Source organism: Anaerococcoides asporogena (genome assembly GCF_029590275.1).
Classification (GTDB): Bacteria; Bacillota; Clostridia; order Clostridiales; family Clostridiaceae; genus JG1575.
In genome coordinates, this window is the sequence record NZ_CP120965.1 from 428,177 (window position 1) to 452,818 (window position 24,642).

At 49.0% G+C, this 24,642-nt stretch carries 19 protein-coding genes and 1 pseudogene; 12 read left to right on the top strand and 8 right to left on the bottom strand.

The window, feature by feature from the left end; translation table 11 throughout:
* Positions 1–70 precede the first annotated feature (70 nt).
* From rpsL to tnpB, 12 genes are all read left to right on the top strand, one after another.
* A complete protein-coding gene (gene rpsL / locus P6M73_RS01965) occupies positions 71–448 on the top strand; it encodes a 30S ribosomal protein S12 (RefSeq protein ID WP_277854483.1) in 378 nt (125 codons plus the stop codon).
* 148 nt (positions 449–596) lie between these two features.
* On the top strand, positions 597–1,067 hold the full coding sequence (gene rpsG / locus P6M73_RS01970; RefSeq protein ID WP_277854484.1) for a 30S ribosomal protein S7: 471 nt from the start codon (positions 597–599) through the stop codon (positions 1,065–1,067).
* Between the two features lie 53 nt (positions 1,068–1,120).
* Entirely contained in the window at positions 1,121–3,196 is a 2,076-nt protein-coding gene (gene fusA, locus P6M73_RS01975; RefSeq protein WP_277854485.1) for an elongation factor G, read from the top strand.
* Between the two features lie 62 nt (positions 3,197–3,258).
* Positions 3,259–4,452 (top strand): elongation factor Tu, encoded by a 1,194-nt coding sequence (tuf, locus tag P6M73_RS01980; protein WP_277854486.1) that lies wholly within the window; start codon positions 3,259–3,261, stop codon positions 4,450–4,452.
* Positions 4,453–4,581: 129 nt separating this feature from the next.
* Positions 4,582–5,439, top strand: coding sequence for an IS91 family transposase (locus tag P6M73_RS01985; RefSeq protein ID WP_277854487.1), 858 nt, complete (start codon positions 4,582–4,584; stop codon positions 5,437–5,439).
* Positions 5,440–5,569: 130 nt separating this feature from the next.
* On the top strand, positions 5,570–6,523 hold the full coding sequence (locus tag P6M73_RS01990; RefSeq protein WP_277854488.1) for a helix-turn-helix domain-containing protein: 954 nt from the start codon (positions 5,570–5,572) through the stop codon (positions 6,521–6,523).
* 110 nt (positions 6,524–6,633) lie between these two features.
* A complete protein-coding gene (locus P6M73_RS01995; protein ID WP_277854489.1) occupies positions 6,634–6,774 on the top strand; it encodes a hypothetical protein in 141 nt (46 codons plus the stop codon).
* 15 nt (positions 6,775–6,789) lie between these two features.
* Complete coding sequence (locus P6M73_RS02000; RefSeq protein ID WP_489666463.1) at positions 6,790–7,740, top strand: IS1634 family transposase; 951 nt, start codon at positions 6,790–6,792, stop codon at positions 7,738–7,740.
* A 685-nt stretch (positions 7,741–8,425) separates the two neighbouring features.
* A complete protein-coding gene (locus P6M73_RS02005; protein WP_277854491.1) occupies positions 8,426–10,156 on the top strand; it encodes an AMP-binding protein in 1,731 nt (576 codons plus the stop codon).
* 109 nt (positions 10,157–10,265) lie between these two features.
* Complete coding sequence (locus tag P6M73_RS02010) at positions 10,266–16,061, top strand: InlB B-repeat-containing protein (RefSeq protein WP_277854492.1); 5,796 nt, start codon at positions 10,266–10,268, stop codon at positions 16,059–16,061.
* 112 nt (positions 16,062–16,173) lie between these two features.
* Complete coding sequence (locus P6M73_RS02015) at positions 16,174–16,440, top strand: hypothetical protein (protein ID WP_277854493.1); 267 nt, start codon at positions 16,174–16,176, stop codon at positions 16,438–16,440.
* Between the two features lie 302 nt (positions 16,441–16,742).
* Positions 16,743–17,129 (top strand): IS66 family insertion sequence element accessory protein TnpB, encoded by a 387-nt coding sequence (gene tnpB, locus P6M73_RS16890; RefSeq protein ID WP_489666481.1) that lies wholly within the window; start codon positions 16,743–16,745, stop codon positions 17,127–17,129.
* Positions 17,130–17,198: 69 nt separating this feature from the next.
* Here tnpB and P6M73_RS02020 read toward each other — a convergent pair whose 3' ends face one another.
* The 8 genes and pseudogenes from P6M73_RS02020 to P6M73_RS02060 all read right to left on the bottom strand — a co-directional run bounded on the left by P6M73_RS02020 (position 17,199) and on the right by P6M73_RS02060 (position 24,571).
* Positions 17,199–17,654: an ExeA family protein gene (locus P6M73_RS02020; protein WP_277853080.1), complete on the bottom strand. Its 456-nt coding sequence runs from the start codon at positions 17,652–17,654 to the stop codon at positions 17,199–17,201.
* The gene (locus P6M73_RS02025; protein WP_277854494.1) at positions 17,654–17,998 is read right to left on the bottom strand and encodes an ATP-binding protein; all 345 of its coding nucleotides are present in this window, start codon (positions 17,996–17,998) and stop codon (positions 17,654–17,656) included. The genes P6M73_RS02020 and P6M73_RS02025 overlap by 1 nt, the downstream gene beginning before the upstream one ends.
* Entirely contained in the window at positions 17,991–19,346 is a 1,356-nt protein-coding gene (locus P6M73_RS02030; protein WP_277854495.1) for a DDE-type integrase/transposase/recombinase, read from the bottom strand. The genes P6M73_RS02025 and P6M73_RS02030 overlap by 8 nt, the downstream gene beginning before the upstream one ends.
* Before the next feature lie 60 nt (positions 19,347–19,406).
* Positions 19,407–19,886 (bottom strand): DUF6431 domain-containing protein, encoded by a 480-nt coding sequence (locus P6M73_RS02035; protein WP_277854496.1) that lies wholly within the window; start codon positions 19,884–19,886, stop codon positions 19,407–19,409.
* A gap of 934 nt (positions 19,887–20,820) precedes the next feature.
* Positions 20,821–21,968, bottom strand: a pseudogene (locus tag P6M73_RS16895) (IS91 family transposase).
* On the bottom strand, positions 21,968–22,183 hold the full coding sequence (locus tag P6M73_RS02050) for a tyrosine-type recombinase/integrase (RefSeq protein WP_347276325.1): 216 nt from the start codon (positions 22,181–22,183) through the stop codon (positions 21,968–21,970). The pseudogene P6M73_RS16895 and the gene P6M73_RS02050 overlap by 1 nt, the downstream one beginning before the upstream one ends.
* A 33-nt stretch (positions 22,184–22,216) precedes the next feature.
* Positions 22,217–23,815, bottom strand: a complete 1,599-nt coding sequence (locus tag P6M73_RS02055) for an IS1634 family transposase (RefSeq protein WP_277853047.1) — start codon at positions 23,813–23,815, stop codon at positions 22,217–22,219.
* A 75-nt stretch (positions 23,816–23,890) separates the two neighbouring features.
* Positions 23,891–24,571: a tyrosine-type recombinase/integrase gene (locus tag P6M73_RS02060; RefSeq protein ID WP_347276326.1), complete on the bottom strand. Its 681-nt coding sequence runs from the start codon at positions 24,569–24,571 to the stop codon at positions 23,891–23,893.
* Positions 24,572–24,642: the final 71 nt, after the last annotated feature.

Here is a 24,642-nt window from a genome sequence, read left to right on the forward strand (position 1 = left end):
ACCGGTTCGCCGGTTCACTCACTGCCGTTACTGCCGCACTGGCATCAAATTAATCACAGGAGGTGAAAAAATGCCAACCATTAACCAATTGGTCAGGAAGGGAAGAGAGACTGTTAATTACAAATCCAAGTCACCTGCTCTTCAGTCAAATCCCCAGAGAAGAGGTGTTTGCACCGTCGTTAAGACACAGACACCAAAGAAGCCGAACTCCGCTTTGAGAAAAGTAGCCAGAGTACGTCTGACGAACGGATATGAAGTCACAGCTTATATCGGTGGAGAAGGACACAATCTGCAGGAACACTCAGTTGTTCTTATCAGAGGCGGAAGAGTTAGGGACTTGCCGGGTGTAAGATACCACATCATCAGAGGTACCTTAGACTGCGCAGGAGTAAACAACAGATTACAGTCCAGATCAAAATACGGAGCAAAGAGACCTAAGAAAAAATAGGTTCTTGCAACTTATGTGAAATTGCTCTGTTTTAGGTAATGATTGTGTATTTTGACACTTCAGAAAATAAAGCACAGCATTTTACGACCGGCCTTCGCTGCCGGTAGAGTACCGATGATCTAAAATAATTTTTAAGGAGGGAAGAAAGATGCCAAGAAAAGGATTTATAGCAAAAAGAGAGGTCCTGCCGGATCCCCTTTACAACTCAGTGGTCGTTTCCAAGCTGATCAACAACGTGATGGAAAAAGGCAAGAAGGGCGTAGCCCAGAAGATCGTTTACGGAGCCTTTGAGCTCATCCAGCAGAAGTCCGGCAAGGACCCTGTGGAAGTATTCGAGACTGCCATGAGCAACATCATGCCGCAGCTGGAAGTCAAAGCCAGACGAGTTGGCGGTTCCAACTACCAGGTCCCCATCGAAGTACGTCCGGAAAGACGTCAGACGCTGGGAATTCGGTGGTTGCTCGTAGCTGTGGATAAGAGAAACGAAAAGTATGCCAGAGAACGGCTTGCCAACGAACTCCTCGATGCCGCCAACGGAACCGGAGCAGCAGTCAAGAAGAGAGAAGACACACACAAGATGGCTGAAGCCAACAAGGCTTTTGCGCACTTCAGATACTAATTTGATGATTGCTGCAAACCATTTGAGGAATACATGCGGGAGGAGGGTTCAGCGTGGCTAGAGAATACCCATTAGATAAGTTCCGTAATATCGGAATCATGGCTCATATTGACGCCGGAAAGACCACTACGACGGAACGAATCCTGTTCTATACAGGAAAAACTCATAAATTAGGTGAAACACATTCAGGTGAGTCCCAGATGGACTGGATGGCACAGGAAAAAGAAAGAGGGATCACTATCACCTCCGCTGCCACCACTTGCTACTGGAAGGACCATCAGATCAATATCATCGACACTCCGGGACACGTGGACTTCACCATTGAAGTTGAGCGTTCCCTGCGTGTTCTGGACGGTACCGTAACCGTTCTGGACGCCAAGTCAGGCGTTGAGCCCCAGACAGAAACTGTCTGGCGCCAGGCTGACCGCTACGGCGTTCCCCGGATCGTATACATCAACAAGATGGATGCGACCGGAGCTGACTTCTACAAGTCCATCGATACCATCTACGACCGTCTGAAAGCCAATGCCGTAGCGATCCAGCTGCCGGTGGGAGCAGAAGACAAGTTCAGAGGGATCATCGACCTCATTGAAATGGAAGCTAAGATCCATCTCGATGACCTGGGCAAGGAGATCGAAGTCGGTCCCGTGCCGGCTGAATACATGGAAAAAGCTCAGGAATACAGAGGCAAACTGCTGGAAGCCTGTGCTGATTTCGATGAAGCCATCATGGAAAAATACCTGGAAGGCGAAGAAGTTTCCATTGAGGAAATCAAGCGCGCCATCCGTAAGGGTGTTGTTGCCAATGGACTGATCCCGGTTATCTGCGGATCATCCTACAAAAACAAGGGTGTTCAGGAAATGGTTGATGCCGTTGTCGACTACCTGCCGTCCCCCATCGACATTCCGGCTGTTTCCGGAACCGATGAAGACGGTGAGCCGACCACACGGGATACGTCGGACGAAGCTCCGATGTCCGCTCTGGCGTTCAAAATCGCAACCGACCCCTTCGTAGGCCGCCTCGCCTTCACCCGGATTTACTCCGGCGTTATGGTCAGCGGATCCTATGTCAAGAACTCCACCAAGAACAAGCGGGAGCGAATCGGCCGTCTGGTTAAGATGCACGCCAACCACCGTCAGGAAGTTGAAGAACTCAGAGCCGGTGATATCGGGGCGATCGTAGGACTCAAGGACACCACCACCGGAGACACGCTGTGCGATGAATCCAACCCGGTTGTCCTGGAATCCATGAACTTCCCGGAACCCGTTATCAATATCGCCATTGAACCCAAGACCAAGGCATCCCAGGAAAAAATGGGTATTGCCCTGTCCAAGCTGTCTGAAGAAGATCCGACTTTCCGGACCTACACCGATCATGAGACCGGTCAGACAATCATCGCCGGTATGGGTGAACTTCACCTCGACATCATGGTCGACCGTCTGATGCGGGAATTCAAAGTCGAATGCAATATCGGCGCGCCGCAGGTTGCCTACAAGGAAACCATCCGCAACGCCGTCACGGCAGAAGGTAAGTATGTTCGTCAGTCCGGTGGTAAGGGTCAGTACGGTCATGCCGTTATTGAACTGTTCCCCAAGGAAGGCGACTACAGCTTTGAAAATGCAACCGTGGGCGGATCCGTTCCCAAGGAATTCGTTTCCCCCATCGATGCAGGTATCAAGGAAGCTTCAGCGACTGGTATCCTGGCTGGCTACCCGACGATCAACTTCGGGGTTCGTCTGGTCGACGGTTCCTACCACGATGTTGACTCCTCTGAAATGGCGTTTAAGATTGCCGGTTCTATGGCGTTCAAGAACGCAATGGCCAAAGCCAACCCTGTCATCATGGAACCCATGATGAAGGTTGAAGTCATCGTTCCGGAAGAATATATGGGCGATGTCATCGGCGACATGAACTCACGCCGCGGAAGAATTGAAGGCATGGATGACCGTGCCGGTGCTAAGGTCGTTAAGGGCTTTGTACCGCTGTCAGAAATGTTCGGATATGCTACTGCGCTGCGTTCACGGACCCAGGGCCGTGGTGTCTACACCATGGAATTTGACCATTATGAGGATGCTCCGAAGAACGTTCAGGAGCAGATCATCGGCAAGCGGGCCAAAAAAGACTCTTAATTGAATTTTTTTGAGATTCAGCTACAATAAAACTAGCGAAAACCTTACAGGAGGAATCAATAATGGGAAAAGCGAAATTTGAAAGAACCAAACCCCATGTTAACATTGGAACCATTGGTCACGTTGATCATGGCAAGACCACTTTGACCGCGGCCATCACGACCGTTCTGTCCAAGAAGGGATACGCCAATGCTACCAAGTATGACGAAATAGATAAGGCACCGGAAGAAAAAGAAAGAGGAATCACGATCAACACCGCCCACGTTGAGTATGAGACGGACAACCGTCACTACGCACACGTAGACTGCCCCGGACATGCTGACTATGTCAAGAACATGATCACCGGAGCGGCTCAGATGGACGGAGCGATCCTGGTTGTTTCCGCCGCTGACGGAGTTATGCCCCAGACCAGAGAGCACATCCTGCTCGCTTCCCGTGTAGGCGTTAACTACATCGTTGTTTTCCTGAACAAGGCAGACATGGTAGATGACCCGGAACTGCTGGAACTGGTAGAAATGGAAGTCCGCGACATCCTCAACGACTACGATTTCCCGGGAGATGACACACCGATCATCGCCGGCTCCGCTCTGGAAGCTCTGAACAATCCGGAAGATCCGGAAAAGATCAAGCCGATCCTGGATCTGATGGACGCTGTTGACAGCTACATCCCGACCCCGGAAAGAGCAACCGACAAGCCGTTCCTGATGCCGGTAGAAGACGTGTTCACGATCACAGGTCGTGGAACCGTAGCCACCGGAAGAGTGGAAAGCGGAATCCTGAAAGTTGGCGATGAACTTGAAATCGTTGGACTTAAGGAAGAGAAGACAAAGACCGTCTGCACCGGCGTAGAAATGTTCCGTAAGCTGCTGGATCAGGCTCAGGCCGGAGACAACATCGGAGCCCTGCTCAGAGGCGTACAGAGAGCTGACATCGAAAGAGGTCAGGTTCTGGCGAAGCCGAACAGCGTGAAGCCGCACAGAAAATTTGTTGGACAGGTATACGTACTGAAGAAGGAAGAAGGCGGACGCCACACCCCGTTCTTTGACGGATACCGGCCGCAGTTCTACTTCCGTACAACGGACGTAACAGGATCCATCAAACTGCCGGACGGCATGGAAATGGTTATGCCTGGGGATCATATCGACATGAACGTTGAGCTGATCACACCGGTAGCTATGGACGAAGGACTCCGTTTCGCAATTCGTGAAGGCGGCAGAACCGTAGGTTCAGGCGTCGTAACCACGATCAAGGAATAAGACATAAAACACCCAGAGGTCAGCCTGTGCTGACCTCTGTTTTATTTTGTTGTAGGAAATTATACTTTTGTGGAACAAGCTTAACCCGCTTATTATAATGGTTTTAAGAATTACTCAGCAGGTGATTATATGGGTAAGATTAAGCAGATTTTCGAGGAACACTGGGATCAGTTCGTTGCTGAGCACCCCGAAATGATTCGAATATCGGTCCACAAAGAAGTGGAACGGATGTTGAATTGCGGCAAGTTTGAAAACGGATGGACTGTATACACTTGTCCACAATGTACTTCTGAGGTCTTGGTTCCATTCAACTGTAAAAGCCGTTTCTGTTCCAGTTGCGGAAAACTCTATCGGAATAAATGGCCGGAAAAACTTGAGTCCCGACTGACCAATGCGCCCCATAAGCATCTGATATTTACGATCCCGGCGGAACTCAGAATCTATTTTCGGAAGAACCGGGGAATGCTAAAGGGTCTCTCAGATCGCGCTGCTAAAGTTTTGAAGGAAATGATCTACCAGATGAATCAGACGCAGCGGTTTGAAACCGGCATCATCAGCGTAATTCACACTTTTGGCCGGGACTTGAAGTGGAACCCACACGTTCATATCATCATGTCTTTGCGTTGTCTGGGAGCTATGGAAGATCGCACGTTAAAGTATCTAAATTACAAGAAACCATGGTGTTTCTGGAAAAAAGAGTTGCTCGATCTGATGAAAGAGTCGTTTCCAACGGGATGGATGCGTTCTTTGATAAACAAGCTATACAAGCAGAAAAAGAATGGATTTTATGTTTATGCCAAAGGCGAAATCACAGATCTTCGGATTGTGTCGAAGTATCTGGCCCGATATGCTGGGCGTCCTGCAATCGCTGAATCAAGAATAGTTGCATATGACGGCAAGACAGTGACATTTAAGTATACGCGTCACGGTCAGTCTCAAGAAATTCAGGAATCCATTAGTCAGGATAAACGCATCAACCCAGAATGAAAACTTATAATCCACTGTGAACATACCCTCCAGTTGAAGTTAATCTTTCCAAACTATGAGTGGATGTCAGTCTTCCCATTTTCATGGTACGGCTGAAGCACCTGCAGTTGTCATTCACAGGAGGTATGTTATGAATAAGTACAAGCATCTCACCTTTGATGACCGCTTAACTATTGAGAAGTTGATCAAGAATGGAATGTTTTTCAAAGCCATCGGCAGAACGATCGGTAAGGACTGTACCACGGTTTCCAAGGAGGTCGGTGGACGCATCCGCTTTCGTCGCACCGGCGGCCTTGGCCGTCCCTTCAACGACTGCCTGCACCGGGCCGACTGCCAGCGCGGCTCTACCTGTCGCGAATGCCCATATACGATCCTTTGCCGCCAATGTACCAGCTGTCACAAATATTGCTCCCGATACGAAAAAGAGACCTGTCCCAAACTGGCCATTGCTCCCTATGTCTGCAACGCCTGCACCAGAAAGCATCTCTGCACCCTCGGGAAACAGGAGTACTCCGCCAGAGAAGCCCAGAAAGAGTACCAGGCCGTCCTCACGGAATCCAGATGTGGCATCGCCCTTTCGGCAGAAGAAGTGACCGCCATCGATGAGTACATCACTCCTCTCATCCAGAAAGGGCAATCTCTCAACCACATCTTGGCCAATGGGCGGGATATGGTCATGTGCAGCGAAAAAACGGTGCGTAACTACATCCATCAGGGGGTTTTTACCATCCGGAACATTGATCTGCCGGATCAGGTTCGCTACCGCCCAAGAAAGAGCAAACATGACCAGTTCAAAGTGGACAAAGCTTGCCGCATCGGACGGACCTTTGTGGACTACCTGGCCTTCCTGGAGCGCCACGCCCACCTCCATGTGGTACAGATGGATACCTTGGAAGGCACGAAAGGAGGCCCCTGTCTCTTGACCATGGTGTTCACTGATCCGCGGTTTCTGCTGGCATTCTGGCGGCAACGGAACACCGCCCGGTCTGTCCTGGAGGACATCGACTGGCTCTATGATATCCTGGGTCACGATGATTTCGTTCGCCTCTTTCCGGTCATCCTCCTGGATTATGGAGGAGAATAATTCTCTCTCCCGGTTCAGTCACTGGCACAGACTGCATCGCCATCCCTTCGGTAAAGATATTGCCTCACAGCTCCAGTGAGCTGTTTCAGAGCATCACAGAAGATCAGCGAATGAACTTCTTCAAGAAACAAGGCCAGCGTCGAATCGAGAAGGAGTACTGGGCATTTGATACAACCTCCATCTCCAGTTACTCAGACACCCTGACGCAGGTTAAGATGGGCACGAACAAGGAAGGTGACCGACTGCCTTAGTTCAACCTGGCTCTATTGTTTGGCGAGAAATCCGGATTACCCTTTTATTACCGCAAACTCCCCGGTAACATCACGGATGTGATGGGGTATCAGAAAGTCAACATGGTCCTGGAGCGGGGGTTCTACAGCAAAGAGAACATCAACTGGGTCTATCAGAGCCATCAGAAGTTTCTGATCGGCCTGCGCTTGAATCTGAACTACGTGAAAGAGGTCCTGGAACAAGAAAGTGACAATCTGCAGCTTTGGAGTAACCTTGATCCTCAATTTGGCACGTATGGGATCTGCCGTTCCATCGAATGGGAGTATACGCAGGATCGTCATCGAAAGGGCGATGTATTGATCGAAAAACGGCGAACATACCTGCACCTGTTCTATAACGATGAGAAAGCCGCAAAGGACCGAGCGGACCAAAATGAACTATACACGCAGCTCTACTATGAACTGACCCATAATGAGCGCAAAGACTATCACGCCAAAGATTATGCCAAGTACTTTGATGTCGTCGAGATACCCAAGCGTGGGATCAAAGTAACGGCAAAGGAAGACGTCATGAAGGCTGAGATTCGCAACTATGGCTATTTTGCCATGCTGTCCAACGATGTTCGCGATCCCTTCGAAGCGCTCTGTCTGTACCGTAGCAAAGACATTGTAGAGAAAGGATTCGGCAATTTGAAAGATCGCCTAAACTTCAGACGAATGCAGGTTTCTTCCGAACTTGCTCTTGATGGCAAGCTATTTGTAGGGTTTATCGCATTAATCTACTTGTCCCACTTGAAAAAGAAGATGCAGGAAGCGAAGCTATTCGATCGATGGACGCTCCAGGGAGTACTGGATGAAGTGGACCTCATTGAAGTGTTTCAGGCACCTGAGGTCGGCAAAGTCATTGGTGAAGTGACAAAAAAACAGAAGGAGCTATTCCAGTCGTTGGGAATAACTCCACCATTGTTACAAATTTTGGGAACGTAGGATTAATACAAAACAAGCATCAAACAATTTGACTTGATTTCAGTCAATCGTTTTGATGCTTGTTCTTTGTTTAATCTGGCTAAAATTCGAGTTTTCAACATCAGACTTCTTGCGGTACTATAGACACTTAATAAAGTGGTAATAATATATGAACTCTATTGAAAATAAAAATGGCTCAATCACTTTTTATGTGGGATTATGATTTTCCCTGTTTACACGGAGAGGTCGACGTGGTAGCCTGACTGGCCGACTAGCCCAGCATTTATGCAGCCTAGCGGCAAGGCTGGCGGAACCACGCCGACAGAGGCTCCATGTCAACTTGGGAAAATCCCACAGTTTTTGTGATTGACCCATAAAAATATAACGTGCATAATGATATTAACGAATATTGGCTTAGAAGTATAAAATATACAAAAGTGGCAATTGTTATTCTTATAAAGAACTGACTGGGCGTACGCGTGAAATGGAATGCAATTAGCCCTAATGGACATCCATCTTTGCCGGAAGAACTGCTTCCATATTTTACGGAACAAGCCAATTCGAAGAAGTCTTAGTTCTAAATAAAACCTGCAAAAACGGCCTGGAACAATATAAAAGATCCTGGTGAAGGAGGTTTGGGACAAGCGGGGCCGATAATTGATACGGAGCAAGATCGATGGATACTTATGAAAGGGAGTGAAAAGTCATGTCAATCAAACCAAGCAAAGAACGACCTTGGATGAAATACTATCCAAGCGCTTTAATCGACGGGCTATCTGATCCGGAGTGTACACTAAATGAATACCTCAGACAAAATTGTCCGGGAGAGGATGTTACAGCAATCCATTATTACGGGAACGATATTTCATGGAAAGAGCTGTTTTTTCAAGCCGAGTCAGTAGCCCGCGCCCTTCGTGCGATCGGATTTGGGGAAGGAGATACCATTCCGGTATTCTTGAAGGCCGTTCCAGAGTTCGTATATCTGCTTCTGGCGGCCGAAAGAATCGGCGCGTCGTTACTGTGCAGAGACAACACAGTGGAAGAAAATGTTGACGCCGTGTGCAAGGCCAAAGCCACTGTGATTTTTGCCCATGACTTTCTTTCCCAACAGGAGTTCAATCAATTTCGCAGTGTGGCGGGAGTCGATTTGGCAATCCTGCTGCCACCGATCAAAAATATAAGTGAACGAGGTGTACCGGAGCATATACGCAGATATGTGGGCTTGCAGTATCAAGAGTATCCAGCCTACGGCCCACAGACGCTCACATGGGATTGCTTTTTGGAACAAGGTAAACAGTTTGAGGGTACGGTGGAGGCTTCAAGAAACATCAATCGTCCCTTGTTTAAGGCTTATACCAGTGGAGCTACCGGCCCTTCAAAGCAGGTGATTCACTCTGCTCACAGCATTATTGGAAACATACATCAAATGAATTTTTACGGTTCCAACGACAACTTCCGCCCCTCATGGCTCGTGACACATTTTCCGACCGCATTGGTTGCGGTGGTGGTTGCAATGATGCTGATGCCTTTGGCATCCAACAAATTGTTGATTTTAGATCCATTTTGCAGCGATGGTGACGCCGACTTGGAGATGATGAGGTATCGCCCCAATTGTTGGCCTTTGATCCCGATGTTCGTTGAGACTATCATGCGCAGCAGCCGTGTACCGGAAGACTACGACCTGTCGCATCTGCTTTCCGCAGGGGCCGGTTGTGAGGCACTTAACAACAAACAGTTTAAAACTGTGCAAGCTTTTTTAAAAAAGCACAACTGCGGCATCAGATTTACCAGCGGATACGGTTCCAGCGAGTCCGGATCAAATATGACGCTGCCAATGACGCCCCACCCCATGGGTAACGGAAACGTGGGAATCCCTATGCCGCTGTCTGTGATGGGTATTTTTGAGCCCGGCACGACAAACGAACTTGGCTATAACCAGCCCGGCGAAATTTGCCTCTCCAGCCCAGCCAACATGCTTGGTTATGACAACCCAAAGGCAACAGAGTTGGCACTTCAAAAGCACGATGACGGCCTTACATGGCTGCACACCGGCGACATTGGTTATATGAATGAAGACGGTGTTATCTTTGTGATGACCCGAGGAAAGTCACCACGCTATGACGGCGGCGATCTGGCATCGTTGCCAATGGAAAATGCCGTGGCGGATTTAGAAATTGATGGAATCAAGGACGAGTTTTATGTTATTGTTCCCGATGGCGAGCATCCGGGATGTTTTTTACCGTATCTTTTTATCCAACTTGAGAAGGGGTATACGCTGGAACATGTGGCGCAGGAGATTAAAAGCAAATTAGACCACACGACGTGCCCTGTGGAAATCTTTGAAATAAAGGAGCGTCCATTCTTTCACTTTAAGACAAACCGCCTTGCCTTATCAAAGATGATCAGCGAGGGCGTGACGGATTTCTCAAATGTGTAACTACATTTTAAAGAGCAATACCTGGTTAAAAGGAGAGTAGATAGATGTAGGAAAACGGATACACAGTCACAGCAATATTTTGGACAAAAAAACAGGGAGGTTAATTGACATGAATTTTAAGAAATCAGTGTTTCGTTGCTTTGTATCGGTAATGCTGTTATTTTTCCTGATTTTTGGTCTCACGGTTCCTGCCTTTGCGACAGGTCTGGCGCCAGAAAAAAGTACACAATACATCCAGTATAACAGCGCAACCAAAGAGTTGATTGAAAAGACCATTTCGGAGCTGTCTGCCAAAGGCAAGGTTTATAAGCCAAAGACAGACAAGGCTTTGGGGCTAAAAGTGAAGCAGATTAGTGGTCTTTCGCTTGGAGCGGTCAAAACCTCTATCCTGTTTGATTTGTTTTCAAACTATGAGGACGGGCGGATTGACACAGCCAGGTTTGGGTTGGATGCAGTAACGATCGAAAAAGTTCTGAACATGACCCTAAAGGAATTTGCGCTGGACAGCGCGGTCGACATAGTGGAGATTAAAACCGATGATAATGGTATTGCCATCGGCATCGAATTCGAAATGCGCAGCTCTTTCAAGTCTGGTTTGGATGAGTTTTCCTCAGTCAGCAAGGGAGAGCCTGGAGCCGTGGACGACACCGCACCGACCGTGGACAACACCGTCCGCGACGGCAAGGGCGGAACCGAAACGGCCGCAGTGACCGTGACGGAAACCGAGGTAAATGCCGCGTCTGGGTGGACGGCAGAATTCAACTGGAGTTACCGCTATGTGGGTGATCCGACGAATCAGGTTGGCCTTGTGTTTCGTGGTGGCGAAATTCAGGCTGCGAGTACGGACGAGAACGGGTACTTCCTGACCAAGATTGAGTTCTACTTAGAGAGCATTACGCTCACCCCCCTGCAGCCCGACGGCAATCCGGTTCCAGATACGGAGCCGGTCATACTCCCTGCCTCTGAGGGGACAGTATCTACAGTGGGAAATAAAACCACCATTACCTATCCAAACGGCCTGAAGGTGGAAGATCTTTTTGTGGATAACGCCTATTTAGGAGGCCTTCAGGCAGAACTAAATACGGAGCTCGAGAACAACGGAGGCGTCCCCAACGAAAAAGCCCTGCAATTGATAGATCAGCTTAATGCGTTGGGACCGTGCATTTTCAGCCATGTTCTGACGGCTTCTTTTACGGATCCGGCGAACTATCCTTCTTATGACGAAACGCTTGCCGATGTCTATAAGGAGACCATCAATGCAACGGAGCTGGCCGTTTATCAGTACTATGCCGAGCTGTGCGATTTTAACGGTGCGTTTCCGCAGCATTTCGGATCGGCCGCCAATTTCTGGACATCCAAGGATACCAGCTCCGGCGGCACACCAATTCTGGGTGCGCTCAAAACTCTATGCAATATGCAGCCGGACACCTTTGTTCCCTTCGGTGCCTATGACGCCGATCAAAACGGCGAATTGGACATGCAGACCGAGATCGGCCTTGATTTTCTGATCTCGATGCTGACGCAGGCATTCATGGCCTATGAGCAGCAGCTCGGGCCTCTTTTGGACGCGAAAATTTACGACTGCGCACAACAGATCAATGAAAACATGACAACGGAACAGAAAATGCTGGCGATTCATGACTGGCTGGCCAACAATGCGGAGTTTGACATAGGCATCATCACTGCCATGAAGGACGGCACCTCCGGGGGCTCCGACCCTTCTCAGATGACCGCTTTCGGCACGCTTTTGTACGAACCACTTGGCATAGAGGGCGCCATTTGCCTTGGTTATGCCGCCACCTATTATCTGCTGCTGCAACAGGTAATGGGGCTTAAAACAGACGTAAACGACATCGTAATGGTGCGCTGGTGGGCCGATATTGCCGAAACCAGCGTTGCCGGCCCCGACTCCGGCTTTGGCCAGGGAAGGTTCAACGAGACCCACTACTTCAATGCGGTCAAGTTGGGGGAAGAGTGGTATTATATCGATGCCTGTTATGACGATATCTACTGCGAAGTAATGACGCAGTACCGGGTGGAGACAGACGGAAACATCTCCCATAACTATTTCCTGTTTGCCCCCACCAGCGCACTGAACATGTTTGACGGCAACGTCGACTATGTTGACTCCGCCTATGACGGCGTGACTTTCCAGCGCCGTCTCGATCTCGACGATCAAGGCCAGGTACAGTACAAGAACATGTCCCCGGTCTACGAGACTGATACGGATGAGGCAGGTAATGAGCATGTGATCTGGTATCACTCGGACTATCCCGAAGCGGCGCAGGATGCGGACGATGCAACTAACGCCTATTTGGATTCATCAATTGAATGTAGCGAAACAGCTTATGATGACACGCAGTACGAGAAATCGTGGTTCACTGCCGCAATGGGGGAGATTCACTGCGACGGCACGTATTATTACTATGTGGCAGGCGAGCTGAATTCCTACACTGCGATGTCGGGCAACGATTTCGACAACGGGCAGGGCGGCGACTATGACATTGATGTGAATTTGGGAGAGATATTTAACAACGATGACCCTTCATTTGCGGACCGATTGGTTCGGCGCAAAATGACTGCTCCGGTCAATGCCACACAGGACAGCGCAAACGAAAGCAACTGGGCGCGTCAAGTGGAGATTGAGTTCTCCATGAATGGCGGCGAACCGATGACGGCAGAGCGGGATGTATTTGTGGATCCTTATACGGAGACCATTTTCCACTATGGGTTTGGCACTCTGGGACAACCTCGGCTGGACAGTGATAAGACGACCCCGATCCTTGGGGAGGATGGCAACTATATCAACGACAAAACCGAAGTGCCGTTGCTGGCGGAATATGCAGACATTGTCGCATATGATGCAGAATTTATGGAGATCTACCCCGATCTTGCCCACACCTCCGGTGTGTACGACGGGAAGTTGTACTTTAATGTTGCAAATCAGATTTATTCGCTTAGTATAGCGGATATTGCTGATTGGGATTATACCATCGCTCTGCTCAAGGAGTACAACACGGTTTCCTACTTCTCCGATGGGTTGGACTTTGGAAATGAAAACGGCAGCAGATTTACCGGAAAGACTTTCCATCTGACCTCAGACCAGGCTAAGGCCATCGGCACGATGACCGGCAAGCCCATTGCAGCCATCTCTCTGGAAGATCGGTGGGAGGTTACAGGGGAGGGTATTATTCACCATCCGACCCTGACGGTCAGCATTGGCACAAACCTGTCTGAGTCCACAAAAGACAGCAACGAAAAAAGCTATCGCGTGGAAGCGGTGAACTACAATCCGAATTACATCACAGGCTATAGCGATGAGGACGAAAACAGCAATGTAGAGTTTATGTGGTGTGCCAATCTCGTGGAAGACCTGCTGATGAGCAATATCGAAGCGGATCTTGCAGCCGGCGCTGATAGTGCCGTGGAGGTGACCGTTGCGCCCTTCTGTCTCACCGATGGATTCACTGAGAGGCGCGGATCGATTACCGGAGTCAGCATTCCTGAAACCCGTGTGGTGGATGAGGGCACCGCCCTGGGCCACGATTATGCATGGAATGATGCCCAAAGCCAGTATATCTGCAATCGTTGCGGCGCTGTGTCTGGAGAGACATCAGCCCAGCAGACAATCATCTATGACAGCAACACCGGTTCAGGGACGATGGCCGATACAACAGGCGATACCGGTGCATCTGTTATGCTAAGAGAGAACACGTTCACCAAAGCGGGTTACACCTTTACCGGCTGGAACACCGCGGCAGACGGCAGCGGGACAAGCTATGCCGACAAGGCGTCCATCACGATGCCGGCCGGCGGACTGACACTGTATGCACAGTGGGACGCAGACCAGCAGACAATCACCTATGACAGCAACACCGGTTCAGGGACGATGGCCGATACAACAGGCGATACCGGTGCATCTGTTACGCTGAGAGAAAACACGTTCACCAAAGCGGGTTACACCTTCACCGGCTGGAACACCGCGGCAGACGGCAGCGGTACAGGCTATGTCGACAAGGCGTCCATCACGATGCCGGCCGGCGGACTGACACTGTATGCACAGTGGGACGCAGACCAGCAGACAATCACCTATGACAGCAACACCGGTTCAGGGACGATGGCCGATACAACAGGCGATACCGGTGCATCTGTTACGCTGAGAGAAAACACGTTCACCAAAGCGGGTTACACCTTCACCGGCTGGAACACCGCGGCAGACGGCAGCGGGACAAGCTATGCCGACAAGGCGTCCATCACGATGCCGGCCGGCGGACTGACGCTGTATGCGCAGTGGGACGCAGCGCAGCAGACAATCACCTATGACAGCAACACCGGTTCAGGGACGATGGCCGATACAACAGGCGATACCGATTCGTCTGTTACACTGAGTGAGAACACGTTCATCAAGGCGGACTACACCTTCACCGGCTGGAACACCGCGGCAGACGGCAGCGGTACAGGCTATGCCGACAAGGCGTCCATCACGATGCCGGCCGGCGGACTGACGCTGTATGCGCAGTGGACCGCAGCCCAGCAGACAATCACCTATGACAGCAACACCGGTTCAGGGACGATGGCCGATACAACAGGCGATACCGGTGCATCTGTTATGCTGAGAGAGAACACGTTCACCAAAGCGGGCTACACCTTCACCGGCTGGAACACCGCGGCAGACGGCAGCGGTACAGGCTATGCCGACAAGGCGTCCATCACGATGCCGGCCGGCGGACTGACGCTGTATGCGCAGTGGACCGCAGCCCAGCAGACAATCACCTATGACAGCAACACCGGTTCAGGGACGATGGCCGATACAACAGGCGATACCGGTGCATCTGTTACGCTGAGAGAAAACACGTTCACCAAAGCGGGTTACACCTTCACCGGCTGGAACACCGCGGCAGACGGCAGCGGTACAGGCTATGCCGACAAGGCGTCCATCACGATGCCGACCGGCGGACTGACGCTGTATGCGCAGTGGACCGCAGCCCAGCAGACAATCACCTATGAGGTGATAGCCGGTGCAAATCGATATGATACCGCAGCCTTGATCAGTAAGCAGCTGAATGATTCGGCGGATACTGTAATACTTACAACGGGAAAAGACTTTCCTGATGCACTTTCAGCAGGTCCTTTAGCTGTGCAGGTAAATGCTCCGATTCTACTATGTGAGGTCAATAAAATACCGACAGAAACCATGACCGAAATAAACAGATTAGGGGCCAGTAAAGTGATCATCCTCGGAGGGCTGAAGGTTATTGCTTCATCAGTTGAAACCACTCTCCAAAATAAGGGCATCAGTGTGGAAAGAATCAGTGGAGACAACAGATTCCTTACTGCAATTGAAACTGCAAAAAAAGTAAGGGCCAGCTCAGGTCAATTGAAGAAAGCAATCCTGGTAAATGGTTATGATTTTGCGGATGCTCTATCCATAGGCAGTGACGCAGCCAAAGCAGGGATACCGATATTATTGACATCGCCTAAGTCATTATCACCCGAGACAAAACAGGCATTGGTTGAGTTTGGTATCAAAGAAATCGAGATAATTGGCGGAGAACAGGCAGTCAGCAAGGCAGTCGAAGATGAATTGGCTGTAATGGGAATCAGCGTTAGTCGAATCAGCGGATCAAACAGATTTGCTACATCAGCTGCCGTAGCCGGACAGTATTTCGCTGATTCTCAAAACGCGATCATATCAACCGGAAGAGGGTTTGCCGATGCACTGGCAGCAGTACCGCTGGCAGTTAAACAGGATGCACCGATTCTGCTGGTTGAGAAAAACTCCCTGCCAACTGAAATTAGCAGCTACCTTGGCGGTTCAATCATTAATAATATTTCAATTGTCGGCGGAGAACTTGCGGTCAGCAGCGCAGTAAGAAATCAAATTCTTGATATCCTACAAAAGTGAACAGTCACCACTAAGTTTACTCATGTTACGCCCCTGGGCAGTTACTATAACCAGATAAGGCAGGCGCTCAATGTCCTGCCCGCTGATTCTTAATAACCTCAAGGAGTTGACTATGGATCTAATGAAATGGATCCGGAGGATGCTCCGGATGATACGGATGAAGCAATGGAAGAGTTACAAAGCCATGCATAAAGAACTTCGACGAAAGGGGATGCACCATTTGCTTAAGGAGAAAATGGATGTCCGCCGGTGGAAGAACTCGAAAGCCCACGTCATCCAAATGATGATGCCCAACAGCTACTTTGATGAACTGGGATTGTATGATCTGACGAAAGTCAGAGTTGGATTACTGTCACACATCGGTGTAGAAACTGCATGAGCTGTATGCGGAAAACGCACGTACGGTTCTGTGAGAGCGAAGAAGACAGGGTCGCTCCCTGTCTTCTAGCTACTCGATTCGTTTTGCCTTCATTTCAGTTCCTGATTTAAAAAATGATCAGTACCTGTAAAGGGAAAAGAATGAGAACAAGCACAATAATAAGAACAAGAATAGTAAGCGGTTTGTAGAACCCATCTTATTCTGATGTCCTCCGCGTGAGAGAATGAGGACATCAAGTAAGTGGGAGGTGTTTTATCATCAGCAATTACCGGGGATTCAAGCCTGAATCTGATATCCATCTGATTGTCGAACCTGTCGATTTCCGGAAATCCGTGGATGGATTAACCGCCATCATTCAACTGGAGCTCCAGCTTGACCCGATGGCTTCCGGCTTCTTTATGTTCTGTAACAAGCAGCATAATAAAATCAAAATCATCGAGTGGGATTTTAACGGATTTTGGTTAGCGTATAAGCGTTTGGAATCGGGCAAGTTCAAATGGCCACAGTCCACCCTGCCGGTTATGAGCATCTCAAGAGAGCAATACGATTGGTTAATGAATGGCCTGAATATCAATCAAAGAGATGGATTTTCAGAGGTTTTAGCACGAAAAGTCATAGAATCGAGCCTAGAAATGCTGTTTTTCAGCGTTCTCAGGTGTTACTGCTATTGTTCCTTGTCCAGAAGTTGATGGTATTTCTTGTCCGGGAATTGCTGGAAAGAATGGCAAGTTGAGAGAAATTTCAACTTGCCATTTTGTTTAGCTCAGTTCGCCATTGATGACCAGTTTGACCATGTGGTCGTCAATGATTCGCTTTCCACTTTGGTAACCAAAAATCAGGGTGCTGGTACACACTTGGTTGACTAGCCTGGCGGATCCACCGGAATATCGATAGATTGCCTCAGTAGCCTCATCTGAGAAGAGCTCATGGTCGATCCCGGCATATTCCAGGTGGCGTTTCATGTATCCCTTCACCTGTGAGTGGTCCATCAATTGCATTTTGCACTGGATGTCGATCCGTTGCCGGATCGCCGTATAGGACTGCATCTGGAGTTTCTCCCATAGCTCGACCTGGCCCACCAGAACCAGTGCCATGGGACTGACGGCATCCATCCGGAAGTTGAGGAGAAAACGTACCTCTTCAAGCATTTCTCGATCCAGCAGATGCGCCTCATCGACAACGACCACCGGACGCTTATTGTGGAGTCCTTTCATCAACTCGATCTCTTTATGCAGCTGGCGTTTGGCGTCCCTCGATAGAATCTTGATTCGGCCCCTAACTGATCCAGCATCCCTTTGTAGAAATTTCTCGGCGTCATTTTCGAATCTGCCAGATAGATCAGGGTGTATCTGGTGTCATCCAGTTGATCGCGGAATCGGCGAATGGTGGTCGTCTTACCAGTGCCGCACTCTCCGGTGAGTACACAGAAGAGTTGCCGTTCGGCGACATAGGATAATCTGCTTAGGGACTCCTCCAGCGTATTGGAAGGGAATAGTTCCGTAGTCGGCAGATCCCGACAGAATGGAGTTTTCTTGAAGCCATAAAACGCTTCAAACATCACTGCCACCCCCTTTTCTTATGTCTTTGAAAGAGATGGCCGTAGACTGCTGTTTGTCTTTTCGCTTCTGATTCTGCTTTTGGGCACCATCGAGTAACCGGGAAGAGGTTGGCTTGACTGGAGTCAGGAACTCCGGCAGCTGAGGCTTGGGCGTCACACGCTCCCCAATGACCAGCTTTCTCACCACAAAGGGTTTGTCATCCTGATACTCAATGCTCAGTTCCTCGGTGTTACTGGGGTCATAGACCACTTCCACGCTGCGAGCCACATAGGGTAGCCCAACTTCATACTTCGCGCCGCCAAAGCTGATGCAGCCACTCTTATCGACTTTTCTGGTCTCAGCGTGCAAAAAGGCGTTGGCGACCTTCTCCGCTGGCAGATATTTCAAGGGCCTGGGATCCAGATTATACGCCTGATGCGGGGTCGTTCCATTGAGTGCGGTATGCGGTTTGTTCTGGTAGCATTCTTCCAACCAGATCCAGAACCGCTCATTCATAACCTCGAGGGATCGTTCCGAGTTATCGAATTTATACTCATCGAGAAACCGATCGATATTCTGATTGAATTTTTCTATTTTTCCGGTGCCTTCCGGAGAGTAGGGCTTTGCGAAGATCAGCCGGATGCCAAGCTTTGCGCAGGCTCTGGACATCCACTTATTTTTAAACTGGCGGCCGTTGTCGAAGTATGCCTGCTCTGGAATTCCCCACTTGAGGATGGCTTTGCGGAAGCAATCCTCAACGATGCTCTGCTCCAGGTTCGAGTAGAACTGGGCATGGAGGATCATCCGGGTAGCGTCGTCCAAAAACGCCACCAGATAGACCTGCTGCGGCTTGTTTCCAGGACCGATCGGCAGGTAACAGCCATACTTGATATCCGAATGCCACAGTTTGTTGCGGGTGCGTTTTTGAAATCGGCGGGTAGCTACCCCGCCAGCGGCATAGATGGCCATATGCTTCCCGCTGTAGCCCTTCTCCTGCAATTTCTCCTGCAGGCTGCTTCGCTTGATCGCGCCAGCTTCGGTGAGGCCTTCCCATTCCATGATTCGAATGATCTCAGCCACACTTCTGGACGGGATCTCTTTGCGCAGCCGCACGGCTTCGTCCAACACCAGCGCCGGGATGGCTCTTGAATCCTGCGATACCCTCGCCTGCGGTATCAGTCCGGAAAATCCCTTCTGCTGATAACTATTCAGATATCGCCGTAAGGTCCGCTCGGAAATCCCAGCCTCGCGGCAGATCTGCTCCTTAAGCACCCGGATCTGCCCCTTGTCCAAGTCATGGGAAAGAAGGGGCGCCAGTAGAATCGCCCGTTGCGTCGCTATTTCCTGTGCTTTTTCCTTGTCCTTCATGTCATACCTCCATTCAATTTCGAGTGATGACATGATTTTAAAGGACTCCTCGTTGGACACCTATGCCAACTGGGTATGTGGCCATCGGTGATTGTTGACTAAAATCCGGACAACCTTTTTCAGCCAGCCCGCAGGCTCGCCTACAAAGAAGAAAATCCTCTCGAGTATGGACTGAGGCAGATCGGAAAAGTCGACCCCATAGTCCTGAGTGACTGTAGCATATGTACTGAGCAGAGCACCGACTATAGCGTGGGCTCTGGAGTTGAACCAGGCTCGGACCCGCCGAATGGTTGAATTCTCGACGGGCACCGCTTCATGGTGACCGGTGATGATCTGCTCCAGGATCGTTGTGGTCTGCCGCTTATAGGGAGTTAAGAGATCCGGAAGTTCGTGATGAATCTTCCCGCAACCGGGGTTGGTACAGCGCAGGCGACGAAGCACCAGGATCATGACATCCCCATTCTCGTCGATCACTGATCTCCTGCGGGAGCCAATGACCTTAAGCGACTGATGACAGATGGGACATATGCTTTTCTCCATACTCCGAACAAAAAACACCCTGATCGGGATTCCATTCTAAAACGTATTTTGATATACTGATCATGCTAATAACTTAGTAAGGATCCTCCCTGATGACTCGGCGCGAACCATAGAGTCAGGGAGGATCTCTTTTTGTCCTCCACAATATTATTATGGACATTATATCCGTCTATTTACGGACAGGCAAGGCTGGCTACTATAGGACGATTGGTTCCGGCATAAACACTCAGGGCTTTTTTTTGGCTCGATTCAAGTATAATATACTTATGGAAAAGTGCATGAACACTAAAAAAAACTCAACTTAATTAAGGGTCAATCACAAAAACTGTGGGATTTTCCCAAGTTGACATGGAGCCTCTGTCGGCGTGGTTCCGCCAGCCTTGCCGCTATGCTGCATAAATGCTGGGCTAGTCGGCCAGTCAGGCTACCACGTCGACCTCTCCGTGTAAACAGGGAAAATCATAATCCCACATAAAAAGTGATTGAGCCTTAATTAAGCTAAACTTGAAGGGTTCAGCAAGGCGGAAATTATCCTGAGTTTGGGAGTTAGTGCCAACAAAATCATGATTTCAAATCTGCAAAACGTTCAACAGAGCGGGTTGCAGACTTTTTTAAGTTTTCAAATGGATTATTATATTGTCCTGTTATATACTGTTATATTGTGGTATAATTAGTTAGGAAAGAATTGATTCGGGGAAAATAAAAAGCCATCATATGCAGTAAAGCATTGATGACCCGAAGCAATTTTTCCTATTGGACACAATCGCGTGAACTGGATCTGACTATGGGGATTCAATCAAACCCACCGCCTCGTGGATCAGGCAAAAGAGCTGTCTCCACTCTGTAAAACTTTGGAATTGGAACATCGTTGGAAAAAAAGGGGATGCTTCGCAGCCCCACCTGGGTGGAGCTTTTTTTGTATCGGGGCCCATGGTCATTCGATCTTTTTGACACTGGCGAGACTTTGTCGCCGGATGTTTGAACTTCCACAATGCCTGCAACAATTGACGTCGATCCCGTATATGCGGTTGAGAAGTTCAACTCCCGTCAGATCCTTTAAGACCGGTTTGATGATTTTCCCTTTGATCAGGGTCTGGATCAGCTTAAGTTTTTTACCTTTCGTTCGATTGCTAAGCAATCCGTAATGCCGGATTTTGACGAATCCCTTTGGAAGAACATGCATGAAAAATCTTCGGATAAATTCCTCATGCCCGAGAGTGAGCGTTTTTTTCGTACCGGTTTTGTAGTCCTTCACCCGAAAAGTAACCGATTTGTCGCCGACCTCAAGGATCCTGGAGTTGCTGATGGCGATACGATGCGTATATCGGCCCAAATACTCAATCACCTGGTCCGCGGATTTGAACGGTTCTTTGAGGTAGGGAATCCATTCTTTGGCATAAAGCTTCGTCAGGAATTGGTTGAATTCGCGAGGAAATTGGAGCAGGCTCAGTTCACCAGGGAAAGCCAGAGTCTTTTTGAGTGAGAGTTTTTTAAGACCGTCCAGGAATTTGCCTCGAAAGAGCTTTGAAACAACCTTAATGGGAAAGAGAAATTTCTTGCCTGAAGTCACGAATCGACCGGCATCGGTGAGACCACCGCCCAGAACGATCGCGTGAATATGTGGATGAAACGACAGGTTGCTGCCCCAGGTATGAAGGACACTGATGAAGCCGATGTCCGCACCTAAAAACTTTTGTCGCGGGCCAGATCCATCAGAGTTTCCGAGCTGGCGCTGTACAGGAGGTTGTAGAGTGCCCGTTTGTTGGCATAGATCAGTGGGTTCAACTCTTCGGGCACGGTGAAGACCGCGTGGAAATAAGGAGCATCAATGACATCTGCCTTTTGGGCATCGATCCATTTTTCCTTTTTCAGGGATTGGCAGCAGGGGCAATGGCGATTTCTGCAGGAATTGTAGTGGAAATGGGTTTTGCCGCAGTCCTGGCAAATGGTCTGGTTACCGCCCATAGCCGGTGTCTTGCAGCTCATGATCGCCTCTGCCACTTTGTTCGACTCATAGTTCATACCGTATTGTTCCAGATAACCAAGGTAACCCTGATCAAAGACCTGCTGGATTTTGTGCATTACAAACCACCATCAAAGGGATTTGTGAAGTTGACAGGCCCGGTTCTTGCCAGATGGATGTATATGGTGGTGCTGTTTATGGATTTGTGTCCCAGCAGTTTCTGGATGGTAAGAAGATCTGTCCCACTCTCATAGAGATGAGTGGCAAATGCGTGGCGAAATGAGTGAGCGGTCACATGCTTGCTCCAGTTAAGGCTTTTCAGATGGAGAGAAATGAGACGTCCGAAAAAACCTAAATTCCCGAAAAATTATAACGTGGATGGCGGGTCTACTCCCAAGTTCGTATACAAGCCTTCCTGCTTCTTGGTCACTTCGCCTACTTGGAGAGCCTTCCCTGGATTTTCAAATGCTTCTATGACATCAAGTTCGTCTAGTAGCTCCTGCATGGTGTAGTTTTGGAATAGACCCTTATCGGCCATCGTCTTTTTCAAATGGGACATAAAAATCAGGGCAATGAATTGGACAAACAGCTTTCCGTCCAGCGAGCTTTCAGATGAGACTGCAGTTCGCCTCAGATTGAGCCTTTCTTTAAGATTCCCAAACGCCTTCTCGACCAGATCTTTGTTACGGTAAATCTCCAAGGCTATGATGGGATCCTTGATGTCGTTACTTAACAGCGCGAAAAAGCCATAGTCCTTTTCAGCTCGAGTGATGGCATCCTGTTTGGGAATGATCTTGATTCCACGTACCGGGGTATCTGACAGTTCAAAGTATTTGGCGTACTGCTTCTCGTTCTCTGGTTTTCGATTTCCGCTCGTAAGCTCAGCCTCCAACTGATCCAGCATCAGATTGAAGCGGCTCTCATGTTCCAACGCCTTCTCGCTACTGTAATAGATGTGCAGATACATGCGGCGAGTATCCTTGATGACATCGCCTTTGCGGGGTCTTGTTTGAGAGTAGTTCCATTCAATGGCGGTGGAATGGCTGTATAACTGATAGATTGAGTTGTAGTTGGTCCTTGTTTTTATGCTGTCTCTGACTTTGTCTAATTCTTTTCGCACAAACTTCAGGGATACTTTGGTGGCAATCAGGAATTTCAGGTTGTTCTGATAAAGGGCATTGATGTTGGCTTCACTGTAAAAGCCACGATCCATGACCAGTTTAACTTTGCCAAAATCAAGTTGCTTTAAGTCGGCCAGCAATTTCTTCAGGGTCGAGATATCGCTGATGTTGCCGGCCAGCTTTCTGTAGTAGAACGGCAAGCCTGAGTCTTCTCCAAAGAGCAGCGCCAGGTTAATCTGGGGAAGCGGATCATGATCCTTGTTCATCCCATATTTGACTTGTTTGAGAGACTCTGAATAGGACGAAATGCTGGTGGTATCATAGGCCCAATATTCATTTTCCATCCGGCGCTTGCCCTGCAAGCGAAAGAAACGTTCTTTTGCTTCTTCCGTAATCATCGAGAACAGATCACTGCTTCGTTGGGAAGAGATGCAGGCCCCATGTGGATGAAAATGGGTCCTATCCCATTTCGGGAAACGAAGAAGGGAGTTGCGGTCCTCCAAAATCAAATAGTAGGCCACGGAGAGGATCTTCTTATAAATCTGCGGAAAGCATGCCTTCAAGTCTTGTGTGATGCCCAGCTGCTCCCCGATCGCATCAAACAGATACGTAGCGCCAAAATAACCATGCCGAGTGGAAGTAGATGGAGTCGGCCCTGGTTTAATCACAGTGGAGACCGGAGGTTGAGTGAGTCGTTTGGAAGGGATCAGATTGCCCTGTTCATCACGTTTGCCAATACAAACACGCTTACTTCGAGACTGTTTCTTCTCTTTGTCCCAGTAGTCGATGGATTCGTAGACGTAGATAACTCCGTTTTTCTTGTTTTTGACATCGATGATATTCATGCGCCACCTCACGTTATAATTATAACGTGTTTATGAGGCAAAATCAAGAGAAATTATGCTGCTAATCCAGTGATATCAACGATTTCCAGCATTCCCCGTTATAATTCGCCGGGAATCCAGGAAAAAAGCGCTCTTCACTGGTCCATCCCCTTTTTTTTTGGGGAAAAGCCATCCCCTGGGTCGCCCATATTGATAATAATATTTTGTTAGGATGAGTACCGCTTTTTTAGAGAGCGTGGCATACCGCTCGGACCGGTTTTTCGAAGCCCGTATAAAGATTCGGCCATCCTGGTAATGGATATCTTCAAAGCGCAAATGACAAAGCTCAGACAACCGGAGTCCAGAGGAATACAGTAATGCAACGCAGGCTTTGAGTCGCAGGTCAGTGATAGAGTTGATAAACGCCATGGTTTCATCCACCGAAAGAACCTCTGGAAGGTAAGACTTGATCGTCATGGCGGGAACTTCGTACCGGTCCCACGGTTGCTTCAGGAGATAGAGCCTGAAAAATCGTATTTGAGAGGTATGGGCATTGATGCTGTGGTTGGAAAGCTTCTTTGTCTTCTTCAAGTAGAGGATGTAGGTCCTGATATTTTCGTAGGATGCGTCCTTGGGCTGGATGCCCATGGAGTCAAGCCACTCGAGATAAGATTTGAGGAAGGATCGATAACTTTTTTTGGTATTTGATGAGAGATCTCTGAGTTCGAGATAATTAGTTAGGAAAGAATTGATTCGGGGAAAATAAAAAGCCATCATATGCAGTAAAGCATTGATGACCCGAAGCAATTTTTCCTATTGGACACAATCGCGTGAACTGGATCTGGCTA

What these genes read in the sequence shown, in the direction of transcription:
- P6M73_RS02060 (WP_347276326.1), bottom strand. Translation starts at nt 24,571, where the DNA reads ATGATGGCTTTTTATTTTCCCCGAATCAATTCTTTCCTAACTAATTAT.
- P6M73_RS02030 (WP_277854495.1), bottom strand. Translation starts at nt 19,346, where the DNA reads ATGAAGGACAAGGAAAAAGCACAGGAAATAGCGACGCAACGGGCGATT.
- rpsG (WP_277854484.1), top strand. Translation starts at nt 597, where the DNA reads ATGCCAAGAAAAGGATTTATAGCAAAAAGAGAGGTCCTGCCGGATCCC.
- P6M73_RS02025 (WP_277854494.1), bottom strand. Translation starts at nt 17,998, where the DNA reads ATGTTTGAAGCGTTTTATGGCTTCAAGAAAACTCCATTCTGTCGGGAT.
- P6M73_RS01990 (WP_277854488.1), top strand. Translation starts at nt 5,570, where the DNA reads ATGAATAAGTACAAGCATCTCACCTTTGATGACCGCTTAACTATTGAG.
- P6M73_RS02010 (WP_277854492.1), top strand. Translation starts at nt 10,266, where the DNA reads ATGAATTTTAAGAAATCAGTGTTTCGTTGCTTTGTATCGGTAATGCTG.
- P6M73_RS02015 (WP_277854493.1), top strand. Translation starts at nt 16,174, where the DNA reads ATGGATCTAATGAAATGGATCCGGAGGATGCTCCGGATGATACGGATG.
- tuf (WP_277854486.1), top strand. Translation starts at nt 3,259, where the DNA reads ATGGGAAAAGCGAAATTTGAAAGAACCAAACCCCATGTTAACATTGGA.
- P6M73_RS02035 (WP_277854496.1), bottom strand. Translation starts at nt 19,886, where the DNA reads ATGGAGAAAAGCATATGTCCCATCTGTCATCAGTCGCTTAAGGTCATT.
- P6M73_RS02020 (WP_277853080.1), bottom strand. Translation starts at nt 17,654, where the DNA reads ATGAAAGGACTCCACAATAAGCGTCCGGTGGTCGTTGTCGATGAGGCG.
- P6M73_RS01985 (WP_277854487.1), top strand. Translation starts at nt 4,582, where the DNA reads ATGGGTAAGATTAAGCAGATTTTCGAGGAACACTGGGATCAGTTCGTT.
- P6M73_RS02005 (WP_277854491.1), top strand. Translation starts at nt 8,426, where the DNA reads ATGTCAATCAAACCAAGCAAAGAACGACCTTGGATGAAATACTATCCA.
- P6M73_RS01995 (WP_277854489.1), top strand. Translation starts at nt 6,634, where the DNA reads ATGAACTTCTTCAAGAAACAAGGCCAGCGTCGAATCGAGAAGGAGTAC.
- rpsL (WP_277854483.1), top strand. Translation starts at nt 71, where the DNA reads ATGCCAACCATTAACCAATTGGTCAGGAAGGGAAGAGAGACTGTTAAT.
- P6M73_RS02055 (WP_277853047.1), bottom strand. Translation starts at nt 23,815, where the DNA reads ATGAATATCATCGATGTCAAAAACAAGAAAAACGGAGTTATCTACGTC.